The sequence below is a fragment of the Endozoicomonas sp. 4G genome, from assembly GCF_023822025.1.
Classification (GTDB): domain Bacteria; phylum Pseudomonadota; class Gammaproteobacteria; order Pseudomonadales; family Endozoicomonadaceae; genus Endozoicomonas_A.
This window is the reverse complement of sequence record NZ_CP082909.1, coordinates 4,015,594-4,031,829: the sequence shown is the minus strand read 5'-3', so window position 1 is coordinate 4,031,829 and position 16,236 is coordinate 4,015,594. Positions and strand designations below refer to the sequence as shown.

Annotated in this window: 18 protein-coding genes; 12 read left to right on the top strand and 6 right to left on the bottom strand. The window is 50.6% G+C overall.

Features of this window, described 5'->3' with window-relative positions:
• Nucleotides 1-52 precede the first annotated feature (52 nt).
• From K7B67_RS15695 to K7B67_RS15660, 8 genes are all read left to right on the top strand, one after another.
• Nucleotides 53-721, top strand: a complete 669-nt coding sequence (locus K7B67_RS15695; RefSeq protein ID WP_252176830.1) for an ABC transporter substrate-binding protein — start codon at nt 53-55, stop codon at nt 719-721.
• Between the two features lie 78 nt (nt 722-799).
• Nucleotides 800-1,117, top strand: a complete 318-nt coding sequence (locus tag K7B67_RS15690; RefSeq protein WP_252176829.1) for an STAS domain-containing protein — start codon at nt 800-802, stop codon at nt 1,115-1,117.
• A 143-nt stretch (nt 1,118-1,260) separates the two neighbouring features.
• Nucleotides 1,261-1,500, top strand: coding sequence for a BolA/IbaG family iron-sulfur metabolism protein (locus K7B67_RS15685; RefSeq protein ID WP_252176828.1), 240 nt, complete (start codon nt 1,261-1,263; stop codon nt 1,498-1,500).
• Nucleotides 1,501-1,525: 25 nt separating this feature from the next.
• Nucleotides 1,526-2,788 (top strand): UDP-N-acetylglucosamine 1-carboxyvinyltransferase, encoded by a 1,263-nt coding sequence (gene murA, locus K7B67_RS15680; protein WP_252180592.1) that lies wholly within the window; start codon nt 1,526-1,528, stop codon nt 2,786-2,788.
• Between the two features lie 56 nt (nt 2,789-2,844).
• Nucleotides 2,845-3,480 (top strand): DUF2441 domain-containing protein, encoded by a 636-nt coding sequence (locus tag K7B67_RS15675; RefSeq protein WP_252176827.1) that lies wholly within the window; start codon nt 2,845-2,847, stop codon nt 3,478-3,480.
• Between the two features lie 81 nt (nt 3,481-3,561).
• Nucleotides 3,562-4,206, top strand: coding sequence for an ATP phosphoribosyltransferase (hisG, locus tag K7B67_RS15670; RefSeq protein WP_252176826.1), 645 nt, complete (start codon nt 3,562-3,564; stop codon nt 4,204-4,206).
• Nucleotides 4,207-4,258: 52 nt separating this feature from the next.
• Nucleotides 4,259-5,563 (top strand): histidinol dehydrogenase, encoded by a 1,305-nt coding sequence (gene hisD, locus K7B67_RS15665; RefSeq protein WP_252176825.1) that lies wholly within the window; start codon nt 4,259-4,261, stop codon nt 5,561-5,563.
• 134 nt (nt 5,564-5,697) lie between these two features.
• On the top strand, nt 5,698-6,270 hold the full coding sequence (locus K7B67_RS15660; protein WP_252176824.1) for a hypothetical protein: 573 nt from the start codon (nt 5,698-5,700) through the stop codon (nt 6,268-6,270).
• 7 nt (nt 6,271-6,277) lie between these two features.
• Here K7B67_RS15660 and K7B67_RS15655 read toward each other — a convergent pair whose 3' ends face one another.
• The gene (locus K7B67_RS15655) at nt 6,278-7,423 is read right to left on the bottom strand and encodes a trypsin-like peptidase domain-containing protein (protein WP_252176823.1); all 1,146 of its coding nucleotides are present in this window, start codon (nt 7,421-7,423) and stop codon (nt 6,278-6,280) included.
• Nucleotides 7,424-7,587: 164 nt separating this feature from the next.
• Here K7B67_RS15655 and K7B67_RS15650 point away from each other — a divergent pair, with 164 nt between their 5' ends.
• From K7B67_RS15650 to K7B67_RS15635, 4 genes are all read left to right on the top strand, one after another.
• On the top strand, nt 7,588-8,349 hold the full coding sequence (locus K7B67_RS15650) for a Nif3-like dinuclear metal center hexameric protein (RefSeq protein WP_276576706.1): 762 nt from the start codon (nt 7,588-7,590) through the stop codon (nt 8,347-8,349).
• 372 nt (nt 8,350-8,721) lie between these two features.
• The gene (locus K7B67_RS15645) at nt 8,722-9,933 is read left to right on the top strand and encodes a glycine C-acetyltransferase (RefSeq protein ID WP_252176822.1); all 1,212 of its coding nucleotides are present in this window, start codon (nt 8,722-8,724) and stop codon (nt 9,931-9,933) included.
• Between the two features lie 22 nt (nt 9,934-9,955).
• Nucleotides 9,956-10,981 (top strand): L-threonine 3-dehydrogenase, encoded by a 1,026-nt coding sequence (gene tdh, locus K7B67_RS15640; protein ID WP_252176821.1) that lies wholly within the window; start codon nt 9,956-9,958, stop codon nt 10,979-10,981.
• Nucleotides 10,982-11,061: 80 nt separating this feature from the next.
• On the top strand, nt 11,062-11,439 hold the full coding sequence (locus tag K7B67_RS15635) for a VOC family protein (protein WP_252176820.1): 378 nt from the start codon (nt 11,062-11,064) through the stop codon (nt 11,437-11,439).
• Between the two features lie 158 nt (nt 11,440-11,597).
• Here K7B67_RS15635 and K7B67_RS15630 read toward each other — a convergent pair whose 3' ends face one another.
• The 5 genes from K7B67_RS15630 to pstS form a co-directional block, all read right to left on the bottom strand.
• Nucleotides 11,598-11,999 carry a hypothetical protein gene (locus K7B67_RS15630; RefSeq protein ID WP_252176819.1) on the bottom strand — a complete coding sequence of 134 codons (402 nt, stop codon included), beginning with the start codon at nt 11,997-11,999 and terminating at the stop codon, nt 11,598-11,600.
• 251 nt (nt 12,000-12,250) lie between these two features.
• Nucleotides 12,251-13,114 (bottom strand): phosphate ABC transporter ATP-binding protein PstB, encoded by an 864-nt coding sequence (gene pstB, locus K7B67_RS15625; RefSeq protein WP_252176818.1) that lies wholly within the window; start codon nt 13,112-13,114, stop codon nt 12,251-12,253.
• Nucleotides 13,111-13,953, bottom strand: a complete 843-nt coding sequence (gene pstA, locus K7B67_RS15620) for a phosphate ABC transporter permease PstA (protein ID WP_252176817.1) — start codon at nt 13,951-13,953, stop codon at nt 13,111-13,113. The genes pstB and pstA overlap by 4 nt, the downstream gene beginning before the upstream one ends.
• Nucleotides 13,953-14,879: a phosphate ABC transporter permease subunit PstC gene (gene pstC / locus K7B67_RS15615; protein ID WP_252176816.1), complete on the bottom strand. Its 927-nt coding sequence runs from the start codon at nt 14,877-14,879 to the stop codon at nt 13,953-13,955. The genes pstA and pstC overlap by 1 nt, the downstream gene beginning before the upstream one ends.
• 81 nt (nt 14,880-14,960) lie before the next feature.
• The gene (gene pstS, locus K7B67_RS15610; protein ID WP_252176815.1) at nt 14,961-16,010 is read right to left on the bottom strand and encodes a phosphate ABC transporter substrate-binding protein PstS; all 1,050 of its coding nucleotides are present in this window, start codon (nt 16,008-16,010) and stop codon (nt 14,961-14,963) included.
• Between the last annotated feature and the right edge of the window lie 226 nt (nt 16,011-16,236).

Here is a 16,236-nt window from a genome sequence, read left to right as displayed (position 1 = left end):
GGGCAATTAAAGTCAATTTAGAAAGCCTGTATAAAAGAAGATGGATTCGAGAATGAAAATGATAAAGTCTGTTCAACAGTTCATAATGGTCCTGACCTGTCTGATGATGGCAGGAGTGTCTTATGCTGCACCTGTCTTGCAACCCCCTGAAGAAGAAGTCAAAAAAATCACCGCCGAGCTACTGGATACGTTCAATAAGAACAAAGAGCAGTACCAGAAAGATCCTGAAGGTTTCTTTAAAGAAGTAGATCGTCTTTTATCGCCAGTCGTGGCTTTTGATGAGGTGGCCCGCTATGTCATGGGTAAATACGCTCACCGCAGTCCTGATCAGGTGGATAAGTTTGAACCGGTATTCAAAGACAGTCTGATCCGTTTCTATGGCAAGGCGCTGTTGTCGCTGGACGACACCCGTTTAGTGATAGAGGGCGTTGATAAAACCTCTCCTGAGTTACTGAAACAATATCAGAAAGGGCAAACCAGTCGTATACCCGTTAAGATGAAGGTTCGCACCAGCACCAGAACCGTCGAAATTTTTTACTCAATGGTGCATGTTGATGGCCGCTGGAAGCTGCGTAATGTGACCATTGAAGGGATTAACATTGCCAAGCAGTTCCAGAGCCAGTTTGCCGATGCCATGAGCAAGCACAGGAAAGTGCCTTACGTGGTAGAGAACTGGGCCGAGATTATGTCGGCTTCAACGGCTAAGGGTGCCAAGAAGTAAACCTGTCTATTTTTGCAACTTTTTTGCAGCTTTTTTGCAGCTTTTTTGCAGCTTTTTTGCAACTTGGGAATCCAGATTATGCAGCTTGAACGATTGGCACCAGGGCAGTTTTCTCTTAACGGGATTGTTAATTTTGATAATGCGGTGGAGGTGGAGAGTGAAGGGCGAAAGTTGCTGGAAGAGGATATCGTGCCCGGAAGCGTCCTGAGAGTCAGCCTTGGACAGCTGCTCAAAGGGGATAGCTCAACCCTTTCAGTGTGTCTGTCCTGGATCAGGCTGGCTCAGAGTAAAAGGGGTCATCTCTGTCTTTCTGACATGCCAGGGGAACTTGACGCTCTGGCCAGGGTCTGTGGAATAGCACCGATTTTGCGGCAAAACACCTGTCCTGCTTCCTGATTAAACGAAAGAGCTGCCTTTTAGCTGCCAGTCCTTTCCGGGACTGGTCAGTGCCGCCAATGTCCGATATGATTCACCGATTTGCTCACATACCTGTACAGACAGTGCGGGTTTGCTGAGTGACCGTTTTGAGAGGTGAATGCATGCAAGCCACCGAAGTGAAGGCGCTGCTGGAAGAAAGTATCTCCGGATCCAGGGTTCTGGTAGAAGGGGAAGGATGTGACTTTCGGCTGACTGTTATCAGTGACCAGTTTGAAGGGGCCTTGCCTGTCAAACGTCAACAGATGGTGTACAAGCACCTGAATGAACTGATTGCCAGCGGTGCCATTCATGCAGTGACCATGACCACCCTGACACCTTCAGAAGCCGAGCGCCAGGCCTAACCAGCGGATCACAGGTGAAACTATGATGGATAAACTGATTATCACTGGTGGTACGCGTCTGGATGGCGAAATCCGTATCTCCGGTGCCAAGAACTCTGCACTGCCTATTCTGGCAGCTACCCTGCTGGCGGATGACCCTGTTACCGTCTGCAACCTTCCACACTTGCACGATATTACCACCATGTTTGAGCTGTTTGGCTGCATGGGCATTGACCTGATGGTCGATGAGCGTATGAACGTAGAAGTTCATGCCAGCACCATCAAACAGCTGAAAGCACCCTATGAACTGGTAAAAACCATGCGTGCTTCCATCCTGGTACTGGGGCCTCTGCTGGCCCGGTTCGGTCGTGCTGAAGTCTCGCTGCCCGGCGGTTGTGCCATTGGCAGCCGTCCGGTTGATCTGCATATTCGTGGTCTGCAGGCAATGGGTGCTGACATTGTGGTTGAAGACGGTTACATCAAGGCCAGCATCAAGGACCGTCTGAAAGGTGCCCGAATCTTTATGGATACCGTGACGGTAACCGGTACTGAAAACATTCTTATGGCCGCCTGTCTGGCAGACGGTGAAACCATTATCGAAAATGCTGCCCGTGAGCCGGAAGTGGTTGACCTGGCCGAATGCCTGATGACCATGGGGGCCAAAATTGAAGGCGCCGGTAGCGATGTTATTCGTGTTCAGGGCGTTGAGCGCCTGAAAGGATGTACCTATTCCGTATTGCCTGATCGCATTGAAACCGGAACCTATCTGATCGCTGCCGCTGCCACCGGTGGCCGTGTTCGCCTCAAGGATACCCAGCCTGATCTGCTGGATGCGATTCTGATTAAATTGCGTGAAGCCGGTGCTTCCGTAGAATGGGGTGAGGATTGGATCGAGCTGGATATGAAAGGTAAACGTCCGGAAGCGATTGATCTTAAGACTGCTCCCTATCCTGCCATGCCCACCGATATTCAGGCCCAGTTCACGGCGTTGAACCTGATTTCTGAAGGCGTAGGCAGCATTACAGAAACCGTCTTCGAAAACCGCTTTATGCATGTTCAGGAAATGAAACGCATGGGGGCTGACCTGAAAGTAGAAGGCAACACGGTTGTGATCAAAGGGGTTGATTCCCTGAAGGCGGCACCGGTGATGGCGACGGATTTGAGAGCCTCAGCCAGTCTGGTGATTGCGGGCCTGATTGCTGAAGGTGATACGGTGGTTGAGCGTATCTACCACATTGATCGTGGCTACGAATGTATTGAAGAGAAGCTGCAACAGCTGGGTGCCAAAATTCAACGGGTTCCTGCCTGATAATATTCTTGGGGAAAGCTAGCAGCTTTCCTCTGTTGTGCAAGCAAGGAGAGACATTGAGCCTAATTGATAGTGAAGTTGATTATTTTCATATCAACAGAAAAACAGCATGGTCTCCCCATGACGTTTTGATGGAGGGGGAGCAAATTGATATTGGCGGAGCTAGTAATCCCTATTTTAGCTTCTTCGAAAAGTCCAAAAAGACAGTCCCGGTTAAAAATAGTGAGGATGGGTCAGTATTGCAGGTGCCAGGGGTTGGGTTTGTTGGCGCCGTAGCTAGGGGAGAGGTTCAATCTGATAATATCGCAGGGATAGCTAGTGACCTCTTGGGTCACTTTGTTTCGTACCTTCGCGAGTTAATCTGGGAAGATGTTAGAGCCAAGGAGTTTCCACATCTGCCATCTAGACAACGTTGTATTTGGCTTATTCCAGACATGGAGGGGGTCAAGTTTTGGATTAACAGAATTGGCCTTAAAAAAACTGACTTTCAGGTGCTCCGGGTGCGTGGCCAAGGCCGTATTCATACCGCAAGCGAGCTTTACCTCCTTGGTGATAGTGAGCCAATGGAAGAGAGTCTAGCGAAAGCTAGGCAGTACTGGCTAGGAGTAGTCGAGGATCATACAACGAAGGAAGTTATTTTCGAAGGTCGGTTAAATGTTCAAGAAATTGTTAGTCCGGAAGAATATACATAACAATCAAAGGCAGTCTTACAATCACGTCATGTTTGATTTGGTGTAAACTACGCCACTTAACGCGTAGGAAGCCTGTCTCAAATGTCCAGCCAGATCACCATTGCGCTTTCCAAAGGGCGCATACTCAAAGACACCCTGCCACTGCTCAAGGCAGCGGGCATTGAATTAGCAGAAGACCCTGCCAGCAGCAGGAAACTGATTATTGCTACCACTCATCCAGACGTCAATCTGTTGATTGTCAGAGCCAGTGACGTGCCTACTTATGTGGAATATGGCGCTGCTGATGTCGGTGTGGCAGGAAAAGATGTGTTACTGGAACATGGATCGACAGAGCTTTATGAGCCTCTGGATTTGCGGATTGCCCAGTGCAAGCTGATGACTGCCGGTAAAACCGGGCATCAGGAGCCGGCCACCGATCGAGTTAAAGTGGCGACGAAGTTTGTGAATGTTGCCAGACGCTATTATGCCTCTCAGGGGCGTCAGGCCGATATTATCAAACTCTACGGATCCATGGAGTTGGCGCCGCTGGTGGGCCTGGCAGATGTCATTGTTGATGTTGTGGATACCGGTAATACCCTGAGAGCCAATGGGCTGGAGCCAAGAGAATTGATTGCCCAGGTATCTTCCAGATTGATCGTCAACAAAGCTTCCATGAAAGTGAAGTTTGAGACCATCAATACGCTGATTCAGCAATTAAAAACTGCAGTTGACGTCCAAACCCATTAACGACCACGCCTGATAACTTCTTCATGGTAAAAACGTACGACGGAGTAATAGTATGACGGTGAATCCTGTAAAACTGAGCTACAGCAGTCAGGATTTCAATGAGCAATTGGATCGTCTGCTGGCTTGGGAAGGTGTCTCTGATGAAGAGGTTCAGCATCGTGTTAAGCATATTATCGCTGAAGTGCGCGCCCGTGGTGATGAGGCGCTGGTAGAGTTTACCCGCAGGTTTGATCGCCTTTCTGCATCCACCATGGCCGATCTGACTCTGGGGGAAGAGCAACTTCAGAAAGCGCTGCAAACCCTTCCACAGGAACAAAGACGGGCTCTGGAAGTAGCCGCCGACAGAATCAGAAACTATCACGAACATCAGCTGCAATCTTCCTGGAGCTACCAGGAAGAGGACGGAACCCTGCTTGGACAACAGGTGTTGCCTATGGATCGTGTGGGTCTCTACGTGCCGGGAGGCAAGGCTGCCTATCCTTCGTCGGTTATGATGAATGCTATCCCGGCTCAAGTGGCGGGTGTCAAGGAAATTATCATGGTGGTGCCGACACCGGACGGTGTCATAAATGACATGGTGCTTGCCGCCGCCGCTGTTGCTGGCGTCAGGAAAGTCTTTACCATAGGCGGAGCCCAGGCGGTAGCAGCTCTTGCTTATGGTACCCAAACCGTTCCCCGCGTCGATAAGATCGTCGGCCCTGGCAATATCTATGTCGCTACTGCCAAGCGTGAGGTGTTTGGTCAGGTGGGTATCGATATGATCGCAGGCCCTTCTGAAATCATGATCGTGTGCGATGCTCGTACTGATCCGGACTGGATTGCCATGGATCTGTTTTCTCAGGCTGAACACGATGAAGACGCTCAGGCGATTCTGGTCTCCCCGGATCAGGCTTTTCTTGATCAGGTTCTGGCCAGTATGCGGCGGTTGTTGCCCGAAATGGAGCGTAAAAAGATCATTGCCGAATCGCTGAACAACAGAGGTATTATGATCCATGTTCCGGATATGCAGGCCGCCTGTGAGGTCACCAACCGAATCGCTCCTGAACATCTGGAATTGTCTGTAGAAAATCCTCAGGCTCTGCTGCCGGATATCCGTCATGCCGGTGCTATTTTTATGGGTCGTTACACGGCTGAAGCCTTGGGAGATTACTGTGCCGGACCGAATCATGTACTGCCAACGTCCGGTACTGCCCGGTTTTCTTCACCACTGGGCGTTTACGATTTTCAGAAGCGCTCTTCGTTAATTCACTGCTCACCCGCAGGTGCCTCAGAAATGGCGAAAGTGGCTTCCGTGCTGGCCCGTGGAGAGTCCCTGACGGCTCATGCCCGTTCAGCAGAATACCGCATCAGGAAATAAACGATAAAAACAGCTCACGAGTTAAAAAAAGCACTGGCAACCCTCAAAGCCAGTGTAGTGAAAGGAATTTAACAGGCTTACGCAGCAGCTGCTATGTTGGTTACTCTCAATCAGTTAAAGAGGTAGAGGTGAGCATGTGCAGAGTACTTCGGAAGTCATTACTTGCAGGTTTATACCCGATTTTACTGTGTCTTAATGGTTCGGCCCTGGGTTCTTCTCAAACAGAAGCCGTTTGTCATACATCTGGAAAAAAGGTGTGTGTCACGATTGAACAGAGTGATGATGAAAAGTGGCTTTGGCTTTCCACATCATGCTATTCGAACTGTGATTATTATCACGATACTTTTGTGGATCGGTTTCTTCCCCTGGAACATCTGGCTGATATTAACGGCTTCGGAATGAATCTTCGGAAAAAATCAGAAGATAAGCTTGTTTGGAGCCATTACAAGCTTGACAGAACCCATAAAAAGCAAGCTATGGCCTTTGAGGTGGAAGTAACGAAGCAGGATCGCTTTGAGAGTTTTGATGGCAAGCAGTTCAGCCCGAAATTATTGGATGATCTGTCGAGGATCCAGCCTGTAACCGCGGAACTCCTGAATCGTTACTATGCCAATTTCACTGGATGGGTTTGGTCGAGCGTAACTCATGTTGCTGCTTTTTTTACTGGTATTATCAGCATGATTGCGTTGGCACATACGTATATGTAAATCCAAGTCAGTTGACCATATTGGGTCGGGTCGCGACAACCGCTTTCACCACCAGCGGTTGGTTGTTACGCAAAACCTGTAGGGTGACTTCACTTCCCGGTGGCTCCTGGGCCACCATGTTCATGACTTTCCTGCCATCACTGGTGCTGATGTTATTGATGGCTATCAGAATATCTCCTCGTTTCAGGCCGGCCCTATCTGCTGGACCATCGTCGTAGACACCCGAAATCAAAATGCCAACATTGCTTTTAACTCCATAAGCTTCTGCCAGCCGGCTGGTGAGCGGTTGTGATTCTATGCCCAGCCAACCCCGGACAACACGACCGTACTTAATGATGGATTGAGTGACAAATCGGGCCATGCTGGAGGGAATAGCAAAGCCCACGCCTTCATTACCTCCGCCCCTGGAAAACAGCAACGTGTTAATGCCCAGTAATTCACCGCGGGTGTTGATCAGGGCTCCCCCCGAGTTACCGACGTTGATGGCGGCATCCGTCTGAATAAAATCCTCATAAGTATTGAGGCTAAGGTCATTTCTGCCGGTTGCGCTGATGATCCCCATGGTGACCGTTTGCCCCAAACCAAAGGGGTTGCCTATCGCCAGAACCACATCGCCTACTTCAGTCTGACCAGAATTTGCCAGATTCAGGTTCGGTAAATCCTTCAGGTCAATCTTCAGTACCGCCAGATCCGTCTCCGGGTCTCTGCCGACAATAGAAGCGGACTCTTCCCGGCCATCTTTCAGTACCGCCACAATTCGGTCGGCACCTTCAATAACATGATTATTGGTTAACAGATAGCCGTCAGGGCTGATAATAACTCCGGAGCCCAGGCTGGTTTCCACCTTGGCTCTGCCAAGATTATTCTCTGTAAAGGGGCTTTTAGGCATTCTGGAGCGGTTGGCGTCATTGACCAATGTTGCGGTAGCAATGTTAACCACCGCAGGTGCTGCTATCTTAACGGCTGAGCTGAAGGAAACCTCGCCAATGCCCAACAGCTGTTCGCCTCTGTTGAGCATATTATTGACACTTATTTGCGGCAGGCCGAGCCAGTTCGGAGCAAACAATATCACCAGCAGGGCTATAACCAGACCAGACAGGGCAGGGTAGATAAACTGGTTGAGGAATCTTATCATGATGCGTTTTTCGGTCATTATGGGCCCGCTGGAAATAAAAATGCTCGAAACCCGAAAGTCAGCAGTACAATGACCTAATATACCTGTATTCCGTGGCTGATAGATAGCCCCGGCACCTTTAAGAAGCTGGTCATGGGCATGACCAGCAGGCTCTTGAATTCTAAAAAATTGTGGAGTGGAAAATGAGCATCACCCTGAAGCAGCTGGTGAAGATTCTGGAAGATGAATTACAACCAGGGCTGTTCAAAGATTATTGTCCCAATGGCCTTCAGGTTGAAGGAACCGACCAGGTTAACCGTCTGGTGACGGGCGTAACGGCCTGTCAGGCTCTGATTGACAGAGCCGTTGAACTCAAAGCCGACGCGGTACTGGTTCATCACGGTTACTTCTGGAAGGGAGAAGATTCAGCCATTGTGGGTATGAAAAAACGTCGGATTGAAACGCTGCTCAGGCACAACATCAGTTTGATCAGCTATCACCTGCCCCTGGATGGGCATCAGGAACTGGGTAACAATGCCCAGTTAGCCAGACTTTTGGGCTGGCAAACAGAAGGTGGTATGGAGCAGGGCAAGGCTCGCTCTGTAGGCAGTTGGGGAACCACTGCTGCGCCGGTTTCCCTGGCAACTCTGGGTGGTCAGATTGAAGCCAGGCTGGGCCGAAAACCCCTGCTGATTTCGGGGGGAGACCATGAGATCAAAACCCTTGCCTGGTGCACAGGCGCTGCTCAGCGGATGATTGATATGGCTTTGGACCTGAAGGTCGATGCCTATGTGAGTGGTGAAATCTCAGAATCCACGGTCCACTTTGCCCGTGAAAATGGCATTCATTACATCAGTGCCGGGCACCATGCGACCGAGCGTTATGGTGTCAGGGCTTTAGGCCAATGGCTGGAAGAAAAACAGGGCATTGAGCACCTGTTTGTCGATATCGATTCTCCCGTTTGATCATTAAAGGCTTGATCAGGAATAGGTAGTCATAGGAGCCTGACCAAGAATAGCTGCCCTACTGCGGCGACAGCAAATTGGTCTAAAAATCCGCTTTTGTTCGTCAAATAGCTAGCTATTCTCCTCACAAAACCGAATTTTTATCCTCAATTTTCTGCCGTCCTCGCTACGGGCGCCATTCTCGGTCAGGCTCCTAGACGTTATGGCGTGGGTTCTCCAAGCCAGAACTTATGTGAAGTCTTACGAAATAGGTATAAGTGCTGGTACAGAGTCTTGACTCCCTGATTCAATATTGCAGCTCTTTTACAATAGGGCATTGGCACTTGACCATCCTGGCCAGCCCCCTCATACCCTTTGTTTTCTGGAGCTAAAATGAAAGCCGACTTTTACGCTGGACTGCATGAGCAGCTGGAAGACCTTAAAAAAGAAGGTTTGTACAAAAGCGAGCGAGTGATTACCTCTCAGCAGCAGGCTGATATCACGGTGAACACCGGTGACGAGGTAATTAATTTTTGTGCCAACAACTATCTCGGGCTGGCCAATTCCCCGGAGCTGATCGGAGCGGGCAAACAGGCACTGGATAAATACGGCTACGGTATGGCTTCCGTTCGTTTTATCTGTGGTACCCAGGATGTTCACAAACAGTTGGAAAAGCGTATTTCCGAGTTCCTGGGCATGAACGACACCATCCTGTACTCTTCCTGCTTTGACGCCAATGCCGGCCTGTTTGAAACCCTGCTGGGCCCGGAAGACGCCATTATCAGTGACTCCCTGAACCATGCCAGCATTATCGATGGTGTACGTTTGTGCAAGGCTAAGCGTTTTCGCTACGCCAACAACGACATGGCAGACCTGGAAGCCAAACTGAAAGAAGCAACCGAAGCCGGTGCCCGTTACAAGCTGATCGCAACGGACGGTGTCTTCTCCATGGATGGCGTGATTGCCAATCTCGAAGGTGTTTGCGATCTGGCCGACAAGTACGATGCCATGGTTATGGTGGACGACTCCCACGCCGTCGGTTTTGTCGGGGAAAATGGCCGTGGTACCCACGAACACTGTGGTGTGATGGACCGTGTCGACATTATTACCGGCACCCTGGGCAAGGCTCTGGGTGGCGCTTCCGGCGGTTATACCTCTGCCCGCAGTCCTGAAGTTATCGACTGGCTGCGCAACCGTTCCCGTCCTTACCTGTTCTCCAACACCCTGAGCCCCACCATTGCCAGTGCTTCTATCAAGGTTCTGGATTTGCTGGAATCCGGTAGCGAGCTGCGTGAGAGGCTGCGTCACAACTCCGATTATTTCCGCACTGAGATGGAAAAACTGGGCTTTACCCTGGCGGGTAATGGCCATGCGATCATTCCGGTCATGCTGGGGGATGCCTCTCTGGCCACTGAGTTTGCGGAACGAATGCTGAAAGAAGGAATCTATGTAGTAGGCTTCTCCTTCCCTGTTGTTCCAAGAGGCGCTGCCCGAATTCGTACCCAGATGTCGGCCGCTCATAATCAGGAACATATGGATCGTGTTATTGCAGCCTTTGCCAAAGTAGGCCGTGAGCTGGGCGTTATTGCCCAGTTAGAGAGCTGAGTGAATAAGGAACCTGATAGATATGAAAACCCTGGCAAAACTAAAAGCAGAAAAAGGCATCTGGCTGGCCGACAGGCCCAAACCAGAACCTGGCTATAACGACGTTCTGATCAAGATTCGCAAAACCGCGATCTGCGGAACCGACATGCACATCTACAACTGGGATGAGTGGTCGCAAAAAACCATCCCGGTAGGGATGCACGTGGGTCACGAGTTCATTGGCGAAATCGTCGAAATGGGCGAAGGCGTGCGTGGCTTTGAAATAGGCCAGCGGGTCTCCGGTGAAGGTCATATCACCTGTGGCCACTGCCGTAACTGCCGTGCGGGCCGCCGTCACCTGTGTAACTTCACTGTGGGTGTGGGTGTGAACAGGGATGGCGCTTTCGCAGAATACCTCTGCATTCCGGCGACCAATGCCTTCCCGATTCCCGATGACATCAGTGATGACCTGGCCTCCATCTTCGATCCCTTTGGTAATGCTGTTCATACCGCATTGTCGTTTGATCTGGTGGGTGAAGATGTATTAATTACCGGTGCCGGTCCCATCGGCATTATGGCGGTTGCCATCTGCAAGCATGTTGGTGCTCGCAACGTTGTTATTACTGATGTCAATGAATACCGCCTGGACCTGGCCCGTAAAATGGGTGCAAACCGTGCTGTTAACGTGGCTACTGAAGACTTGCAAGAGGTGATGGCAGAGCTGGGTATGGTAGAAGGCTTTGACGTTGGTCTGGAAATGTCCGGCAATGGTCGTGCATTCCAACAGATGCTGGAATGCATGAACCACGGTGGTAAGGTATCTCTGATGGGTATTCCCTCCAGCGATACCACCATTGACTGGAACCAGGTGATCTTTAAAGGTCTGGTGATCAAGGGTATCTATGGTCGCGAGATGTATGAAACCTGGTATAAGATGACCAGTATGCTCCAGTCCGGTCTGGATATTTCCCCGGTGATTACCCACCGTATGTCTGTCGATGAATTCCAGAACGGTTTTGAAATCATGGGTTCCGGCCAGTCCGGCAAAGTGATTCTTGACTGGGGCTGATCCTCACTGCTGTCGATGTTGAGGCGCTCTGTGCTCTTCAATATCGGCTTGTTGCATGCTTGGGAATAAGCAACCTTACCTTGAAAGGTGAATTTGTGATCGACCACTTTGAAATAAAAACAATTAACTTTGAGTCGTGTAAATCATTCTATGAAACTGCACTTCAGCCTCTGGGGGTTGAACTGAAGTGGGCGGATGAAAGTGCTGCCGGTTTTGGTCGGCAAGATGCTGAAAAGGTCAGTTTTTTGATTGAAAAACACAGTGCCAGCACACCTTCTCACATCGCTTTTTCTGCATCTAGCAAAGCTGCGGTTGAGCAATTTCATCAGGCAGGTATTCATGGAGGGTTTCAGTGTAACGGCGAGCCCGGAATACGTGAACACTATGCACCAGGATACTATGCTGCGTTTTTGCTTGATCCTGATGGTAATAATGTCGAAGCTGTTTTTTATTTGTAGTCTTAACTTTCAAACGCTCAATTATTTCAGGCCGGTTCGGGTGTGCTTATGCGTCGCCGGATGCCTTCAGGCTACGCTGGTCGTGTGGTGCAGATTGAGGTGGAAGACACCAGCCCGGTGCGGCAGATGGAAGCGGCGCAGAGTGTTAGTAAGCTGGTTTAAACGTGAAAGTACCAGTTGACTGCCGTTACGGAAACAATGGTCAACAGAACGCTGCCAAAGGTGACCAGGTATTGCCGGTTGATGACGGTGTGGATTTCGGTTTTCAGTTCGGCGTATGCCCTGGAGTTTTCCATTTTTACTTCGTAGTAGCGAGCGTCTGACTCGGCTTTGCGAGCGTCTGACTCGGCTTTCATTGCTTTGAATTCGGCATCAAACTTGGCGTTCATTGCGTCCATTTTTTGACTGAAAAACGCCTGATGCTGCAAGATGGCCTCTTGCATAATAAGCACGTCTTTCTTGCTGGCATTGTGATCCGGGTCGAGGGAGGCGCTGACTTTTGCCGCCAGCTCCTCGTCAATGCCGATGTCTTTGAGTTGTTTGAACAGCGATTCCGACACGCTCAGCTCCTGTGAATGGATGAAAGAGGTTGAAGCATAGACCATGAATGGCGCTAACAACAAAAAACCGGGCATTACATCCCCACTCCCTCAAAAAGTTGTGGTTTTCTGTGGAGGAGCTACTTTCGCTTGAGCTGAAGGACCTGTATCAGAGAATGGTTCGTTCTTTTCGGGATCTGAGAGATGAGTTTTAAGGGACGGATGGTTGCAGGAACCGTGGAGCCAGCGGCCCCACAGTCAGAGGCTAAAACTTAACCAAAGTCACCGGCAATATAGTCGCGGGTTTTCTGGTTTTCAGCATCCTTGAAGATCTTTTTGGTTTTATCAAACTCGATCAGCTCACCCAGGTACATAAAGCCCGTGTAATCAGAGATACGCATCGCCTGTTGCATATTATGAGTCACAATGACAATGGTGTACTTCTTGCGAAGTTCAGTAATCAGCTCTTCAATAGCGGTGGTGGCCAGTGGGTCCAGGGCTGAAGTGGGTTCGTCCATCAGGATCACTTCGGGTTCCAGGGCGATGGTGCGGGCAATGCACAGACGCTGCTGCTGACCGCCGGACAGGCTGCTGGCATCGGCATTCAGTTTGTCTTTCACTTCTTTCCAAAGGTGAGCGCGTCTCAGGGCTTTTCTGACACGAATCGCCATTTCTGGTTTGCTCAGCTCACCCTGCATTTTCAGACCGAAGGTAATGTTGTCGTAGATAGACATCGGGAAAGGTGTTGGTTTCTGGAAAACCATGCCGACTTTGGAGCGCAGTTCGTTCAGGTCAACACCCCGTTGCAGGATATCTTCGTTATCCAGCAGAATCTCACCCTCAGCCGACTGGCTGCCGTACAGGTCGAAGATGCGATTCATGGTACGCAGCAGAGTGGACTTGCCGCAGCCGGAAGGACCAATCAGAGCCGTTACCTTGTTGTTGTAAATCGGCATGTTGATGTTCTTCAGGGCTGGCTCAGCACCTTTGCTGTAAAAGAAACTGAGATCTTTGATCTCCATTCTTGGTTGCAGAGTATTCTTGGCCTGGCTGGTTTCTGTCTTGATTTCAGTCAGGCTTTCTGTAGCCGCAGGAGCAGTAGCAGTAGCAGTAGCAGTAGCAATGGTCATGTTCATTTCGCTGCCTTTCGAGCTTTGATCCAACGCGGTAAAGCAGTGGACAGGAGATTGATAATCAGAATAAATACGGTAATCAGCAGCGCACCGGCCCAGGCCAGTTCATTCCAGGATTGGAAGGGGCTCATGGCGTACTGATAAATGGTCACCGGCAGGTTAGCCATGGGCTTGTCCAGTTCGGTGCTCATGAAATTACTGTTCAAGGCGGTAAACAACAGAGGTGCGGTTTCACCGGTTATCCGCGCTACAGACAACAGAATACCGGTAATAATGCCGGGGCCCGCTGCCCGATAGCAGAGCTGGGTAATCACTCGCCAGCGTGAGGCGCCCAGTCCGCTGCCCGCTTCTTTCAGGGTGGTTGGCACCAGTCGCAGCATTTCTTCCGTGGTGCTGACAATAATGGGCAGTGCCAGAATAGCCAGTGCCGTGGCACCGGCCCAGCCAGAGAAGGAGCCAGTGGTGACCACCACAACCTTGTAAACAAACAGACCCACCAGGATCGAGGGTGCACTCATCAACATACCGTTGAGAAAGCGCAGTGATTCAGCCGTTTTTGAACTCTTATCGGATTCAGACAGCCAGGTTCCGGCCAGCACACCCAGAGGTGCGGCAATCAGAATACCGAGTCCGGTCAGAATCAAACTGCCGACAATGGCGTTTTTCAGGCCACCATGACTGCCGGGTCCCGGAGTCAGTTCGGTAAAGACATGGAGACCCATGCCGGCAATACCTTTGCCGACCAGGCTGGACAGTACGCTGGCCAGAACCACCAGGCCAAACAGCGCACAAAAGGTGCAGAAGCCGATAAAAGCGTAGTTCTTGATTTTCCTGACGGGCATTATCGCTTCCTCAACAGTAGACGGGCTATACCCATCACAATAAAGGTCAGTACAAACAGTACCAGTCCCAGACTGATCAGGGATGAGATGTGCATCTCATTGGTCGCTTCGTTGAACTGCTGGGCAATCGTGGAAGAAATAGAGCTCGCAGGCATGAACAGCGATGTCTCTATACGGTTGGCGCCGCCTATGACAAAGGCCACCGCCATGGTTTCGCCCAGGGCGCGACCCAGGCCGAGAATACCAGCACCCACGGCGGCATTCTTGATGCTTGGCAGCAGCACCCGGGTAATCACTTCATAGGGCGTAGCGCCAACACCGTAAGCCGCTTCCCTGACCACATTGGGAATGGTTTTCAGGGCATCACGAGTCAACGCCGTAATGATGGGCAAAATCATGAAAGACAGAATGATGCCCGCCGTCAACAGGCCGATGCCAATGGGTGGGCCGTCAAACCAGGGGCCAATCAGCGGCAGGCCAACCAGGTTTTCCAGCGCCCAGAATTGAAAGCCTTCTGAGAACCAGGGAGCAAAGACGAAGAGGCCCCACATACCGTAAATAATACTGGGTACCGCCGCCAGCAGTTCAATGGCCATGCTGATAGGACGGCTGATCCAGTCAGGAGCCAGCTCAGCCAGGAAGATCGCTGTGCCCAGACCCACAGGAATGGCAATCACAATCGCAATCAACGAAGAAACCAGGGTGCCGTAAATGGCAGAAGCGGCACCAAACTCACTGTTGACCGGATCCCAGATATTACGAAACACAAAACCGGGGCCAAACTCGGAGAGAGCCTGCCAGCCGCCGTCAATCAGGGAGAGGATGATCCCGATCAACACCAGAAAAATCAGAATGGCGCTGGTGAAACTCAGTCGATAGAAGATTGAGTCACCCTTCATTGCGCGGGGCATCGAAGTTAAAAGCATAAGCAACAACAAGACAGCTGACCAGCGTAGTGCCGATCAACTGTCGTTCGTTTCCTGTATGAGAAAGACTAGAGAAACCGTTTACTCGATAATGGTTTGGCCGTTGCTGGTCAGGTCTTCTTTCCAGACGTTCTCTACCATGTTGACTACGGTTTCCGGCATTGGAATATAATCCAGATCGGCTGCGAGTTCATCCCCTTTCTCGTAGCTCCACTCGAAGAAGTCGATGATCTGCTCAGCTTTCTCGGCGTTAACCTGATCTTTGTGCATCAGGATAAAGGTCGCCGCAGTCATAGGCCAGGAATCAGCACCAGGCTGGTTGTTCAGCAGCAGTTCGAAGCCTGGAGCGTTTTTCCAGTCAGCATTGGCAGCGGCTGCCTGGAAGGTTTCCATACTGGGCTGCAGGAATTTGCCTTCAGCACTGTCCAGCTGGGTGTAGGTCAGGTCGTTTTGTTTTGCGTAGGCATATTCAACATAACCGATCGCACCACGGGTACGGCCTACAAAGTTTGCGACACCGGCGTTACCGTTACCACCGATGGTGGTTGCTTCTTTCGGCCAGGTGATGTCGGTGTTTCTGCCGATCTTTTCTTTCCACTCAGGGCTTACCTGGCTCAGGTAGTCAGTGAAGTTGTAAGTGGTGCCGGAGCCGTCTGAACGGTGAACGACGTAAATAGCCTGCTCAGGAATCTCAATGCCTGGGTTCAGAGCGGTGATGCGCTCGTCGTTCCACTTCTTGATTTTGCCCATGTAGATGTCGGCCAGGATTTCGCCGGTCAGTTTCAGTTCGCCTGACTCAATACCAGGTACGTTGATAACCGGAACGATAGCGCCCATGACCATTGGGAACTGGATCATCTCTTCTTTGTTCAGTTCTTTGATATCCATAGGTGCGTCACTGGCGCCAAAGTCAACGGTCTTGGCAGTGATCTGACGGATACCGCCGCCGGAACCGATGGCTTGGTAGTTGATGCGAATACCGGTTTCTTTCTGGTACTCTTCAGCCCACTTGGCGTAGATCGGATGTGGGAAGCTGGCTCCCGCACCGTTGATCACTTCGGTCTTGGCTGATGCAGAAAAGGATGCTGCAACCAGCATGGATGACATTACAACAGACTTTAGTAACTTCACTTTTTTTCTCCCCGAGAGACTCGCTTGGAGTGTTTGCGTTTACAAAGAAAAATCTTTTGCCGCGCCGTTAACTGTCAGTGGGTTGTGCAAAATACTTTTCTGTTAGTTCAAAATTGAGTGGTTGCAAGAATAGGGGAGAAATATTTCAGTAATGTTACAGGCGTGTTTGGATTTTATGACATTGACGGTTTGTGACTCTGAAGGGCCTGTCCTGCGTGGCTTGTCG

Coding starts and splice junctions, on each gene's coding strand:
- K7B67_RS15695 (WP_252176830.1), top strand. CDS start 53: ATGAAAATGATAAAGTCTGTTCAACAGTTCATAATGGTCCTGACCTGT.
- K7B67_RS15690 (WP_252176829.1), top strand. CDS start 800: ATGCAGCTTGAACGATTGGCACCAGGGCAGTTTTCTCTTAACGGGATT.
- K7B67_RS15685 (WP_252176828.1), top strand. CDS start 1,261: ATGCAAGCCACCGAAGTGAAGGCGCTGCTGGAAGAAAGTATCTCCGGA.
- murA (WP_252180592.1), top strand. CDS start 1,526: ATGGATAAACTGATTATCACTGGTGGTACGCGTCTGGATGGCGAAATC.
- hisG (WP_252176826.1), top strand. CDS start 3,562: ATGTCCAGCCAGATCACCATTGCGCTTTCCAAAGGGCGCATACTCAAA.
- hisD (WP_252176825.1), top strand. CDS start 4,259: ATGACGGTGAATCCTGTAAAACTGAGCTACAGCAGTCAGGATTTCAAT.
- K7B67_RS15660 (WP_252176824.1), top strand. CDS start 5,698: ATGTGCAGAGTACTTCGGAAGTCATTACTTGCAGGTTTATACCCGATT.
- K7B67_RS15655 (WP_252176823.1), bottom strand. CDS start 7,423: ATGACCGAAAAACGCATCATGATAAGATTCCTCAACCAGTTTATCTAC.
- K7B67_RS15650 (WP_276576706.1), top strand. CDS start 7,588: ATGAGCATCACCCTGAAGCAGCTGGTGAAGATTCTGGAAGATGAATTA.
- K7B67_RS15645 (WP_252176822.1), top strand. CDS start 8,722: ATGAAAGCCGACTTTTACGCTGGACTGCATGAGCAGCTGGAAGACCTT.
- tdh (WP_252176821.1), top strand. CDS start 9,956: ATGAAAACCCTGGCAAAACTAAAAGCAGAAAAAGGCATCTGGCTGGCC.
- pstB (WP_252176818.1), bottom strand. CDS start 13,114: ATGAACATGACCATTGCTACTGCTACTGCTACTGCTACTGCTCCTGCG.
- pstA (WP_252176817.1), bottom strand. CDS start 13,953: ATGCCCGTCAGGAAAATCAAGAACTACGCTTTTATCGGCTTCTGCACC.
- pstC (WP_252176816.1), bottom strand. CDS start 14,879: ATGCTTTTAACTTCGATGCCCCGCGCAATGAAGGGTGACTCAATCTTC.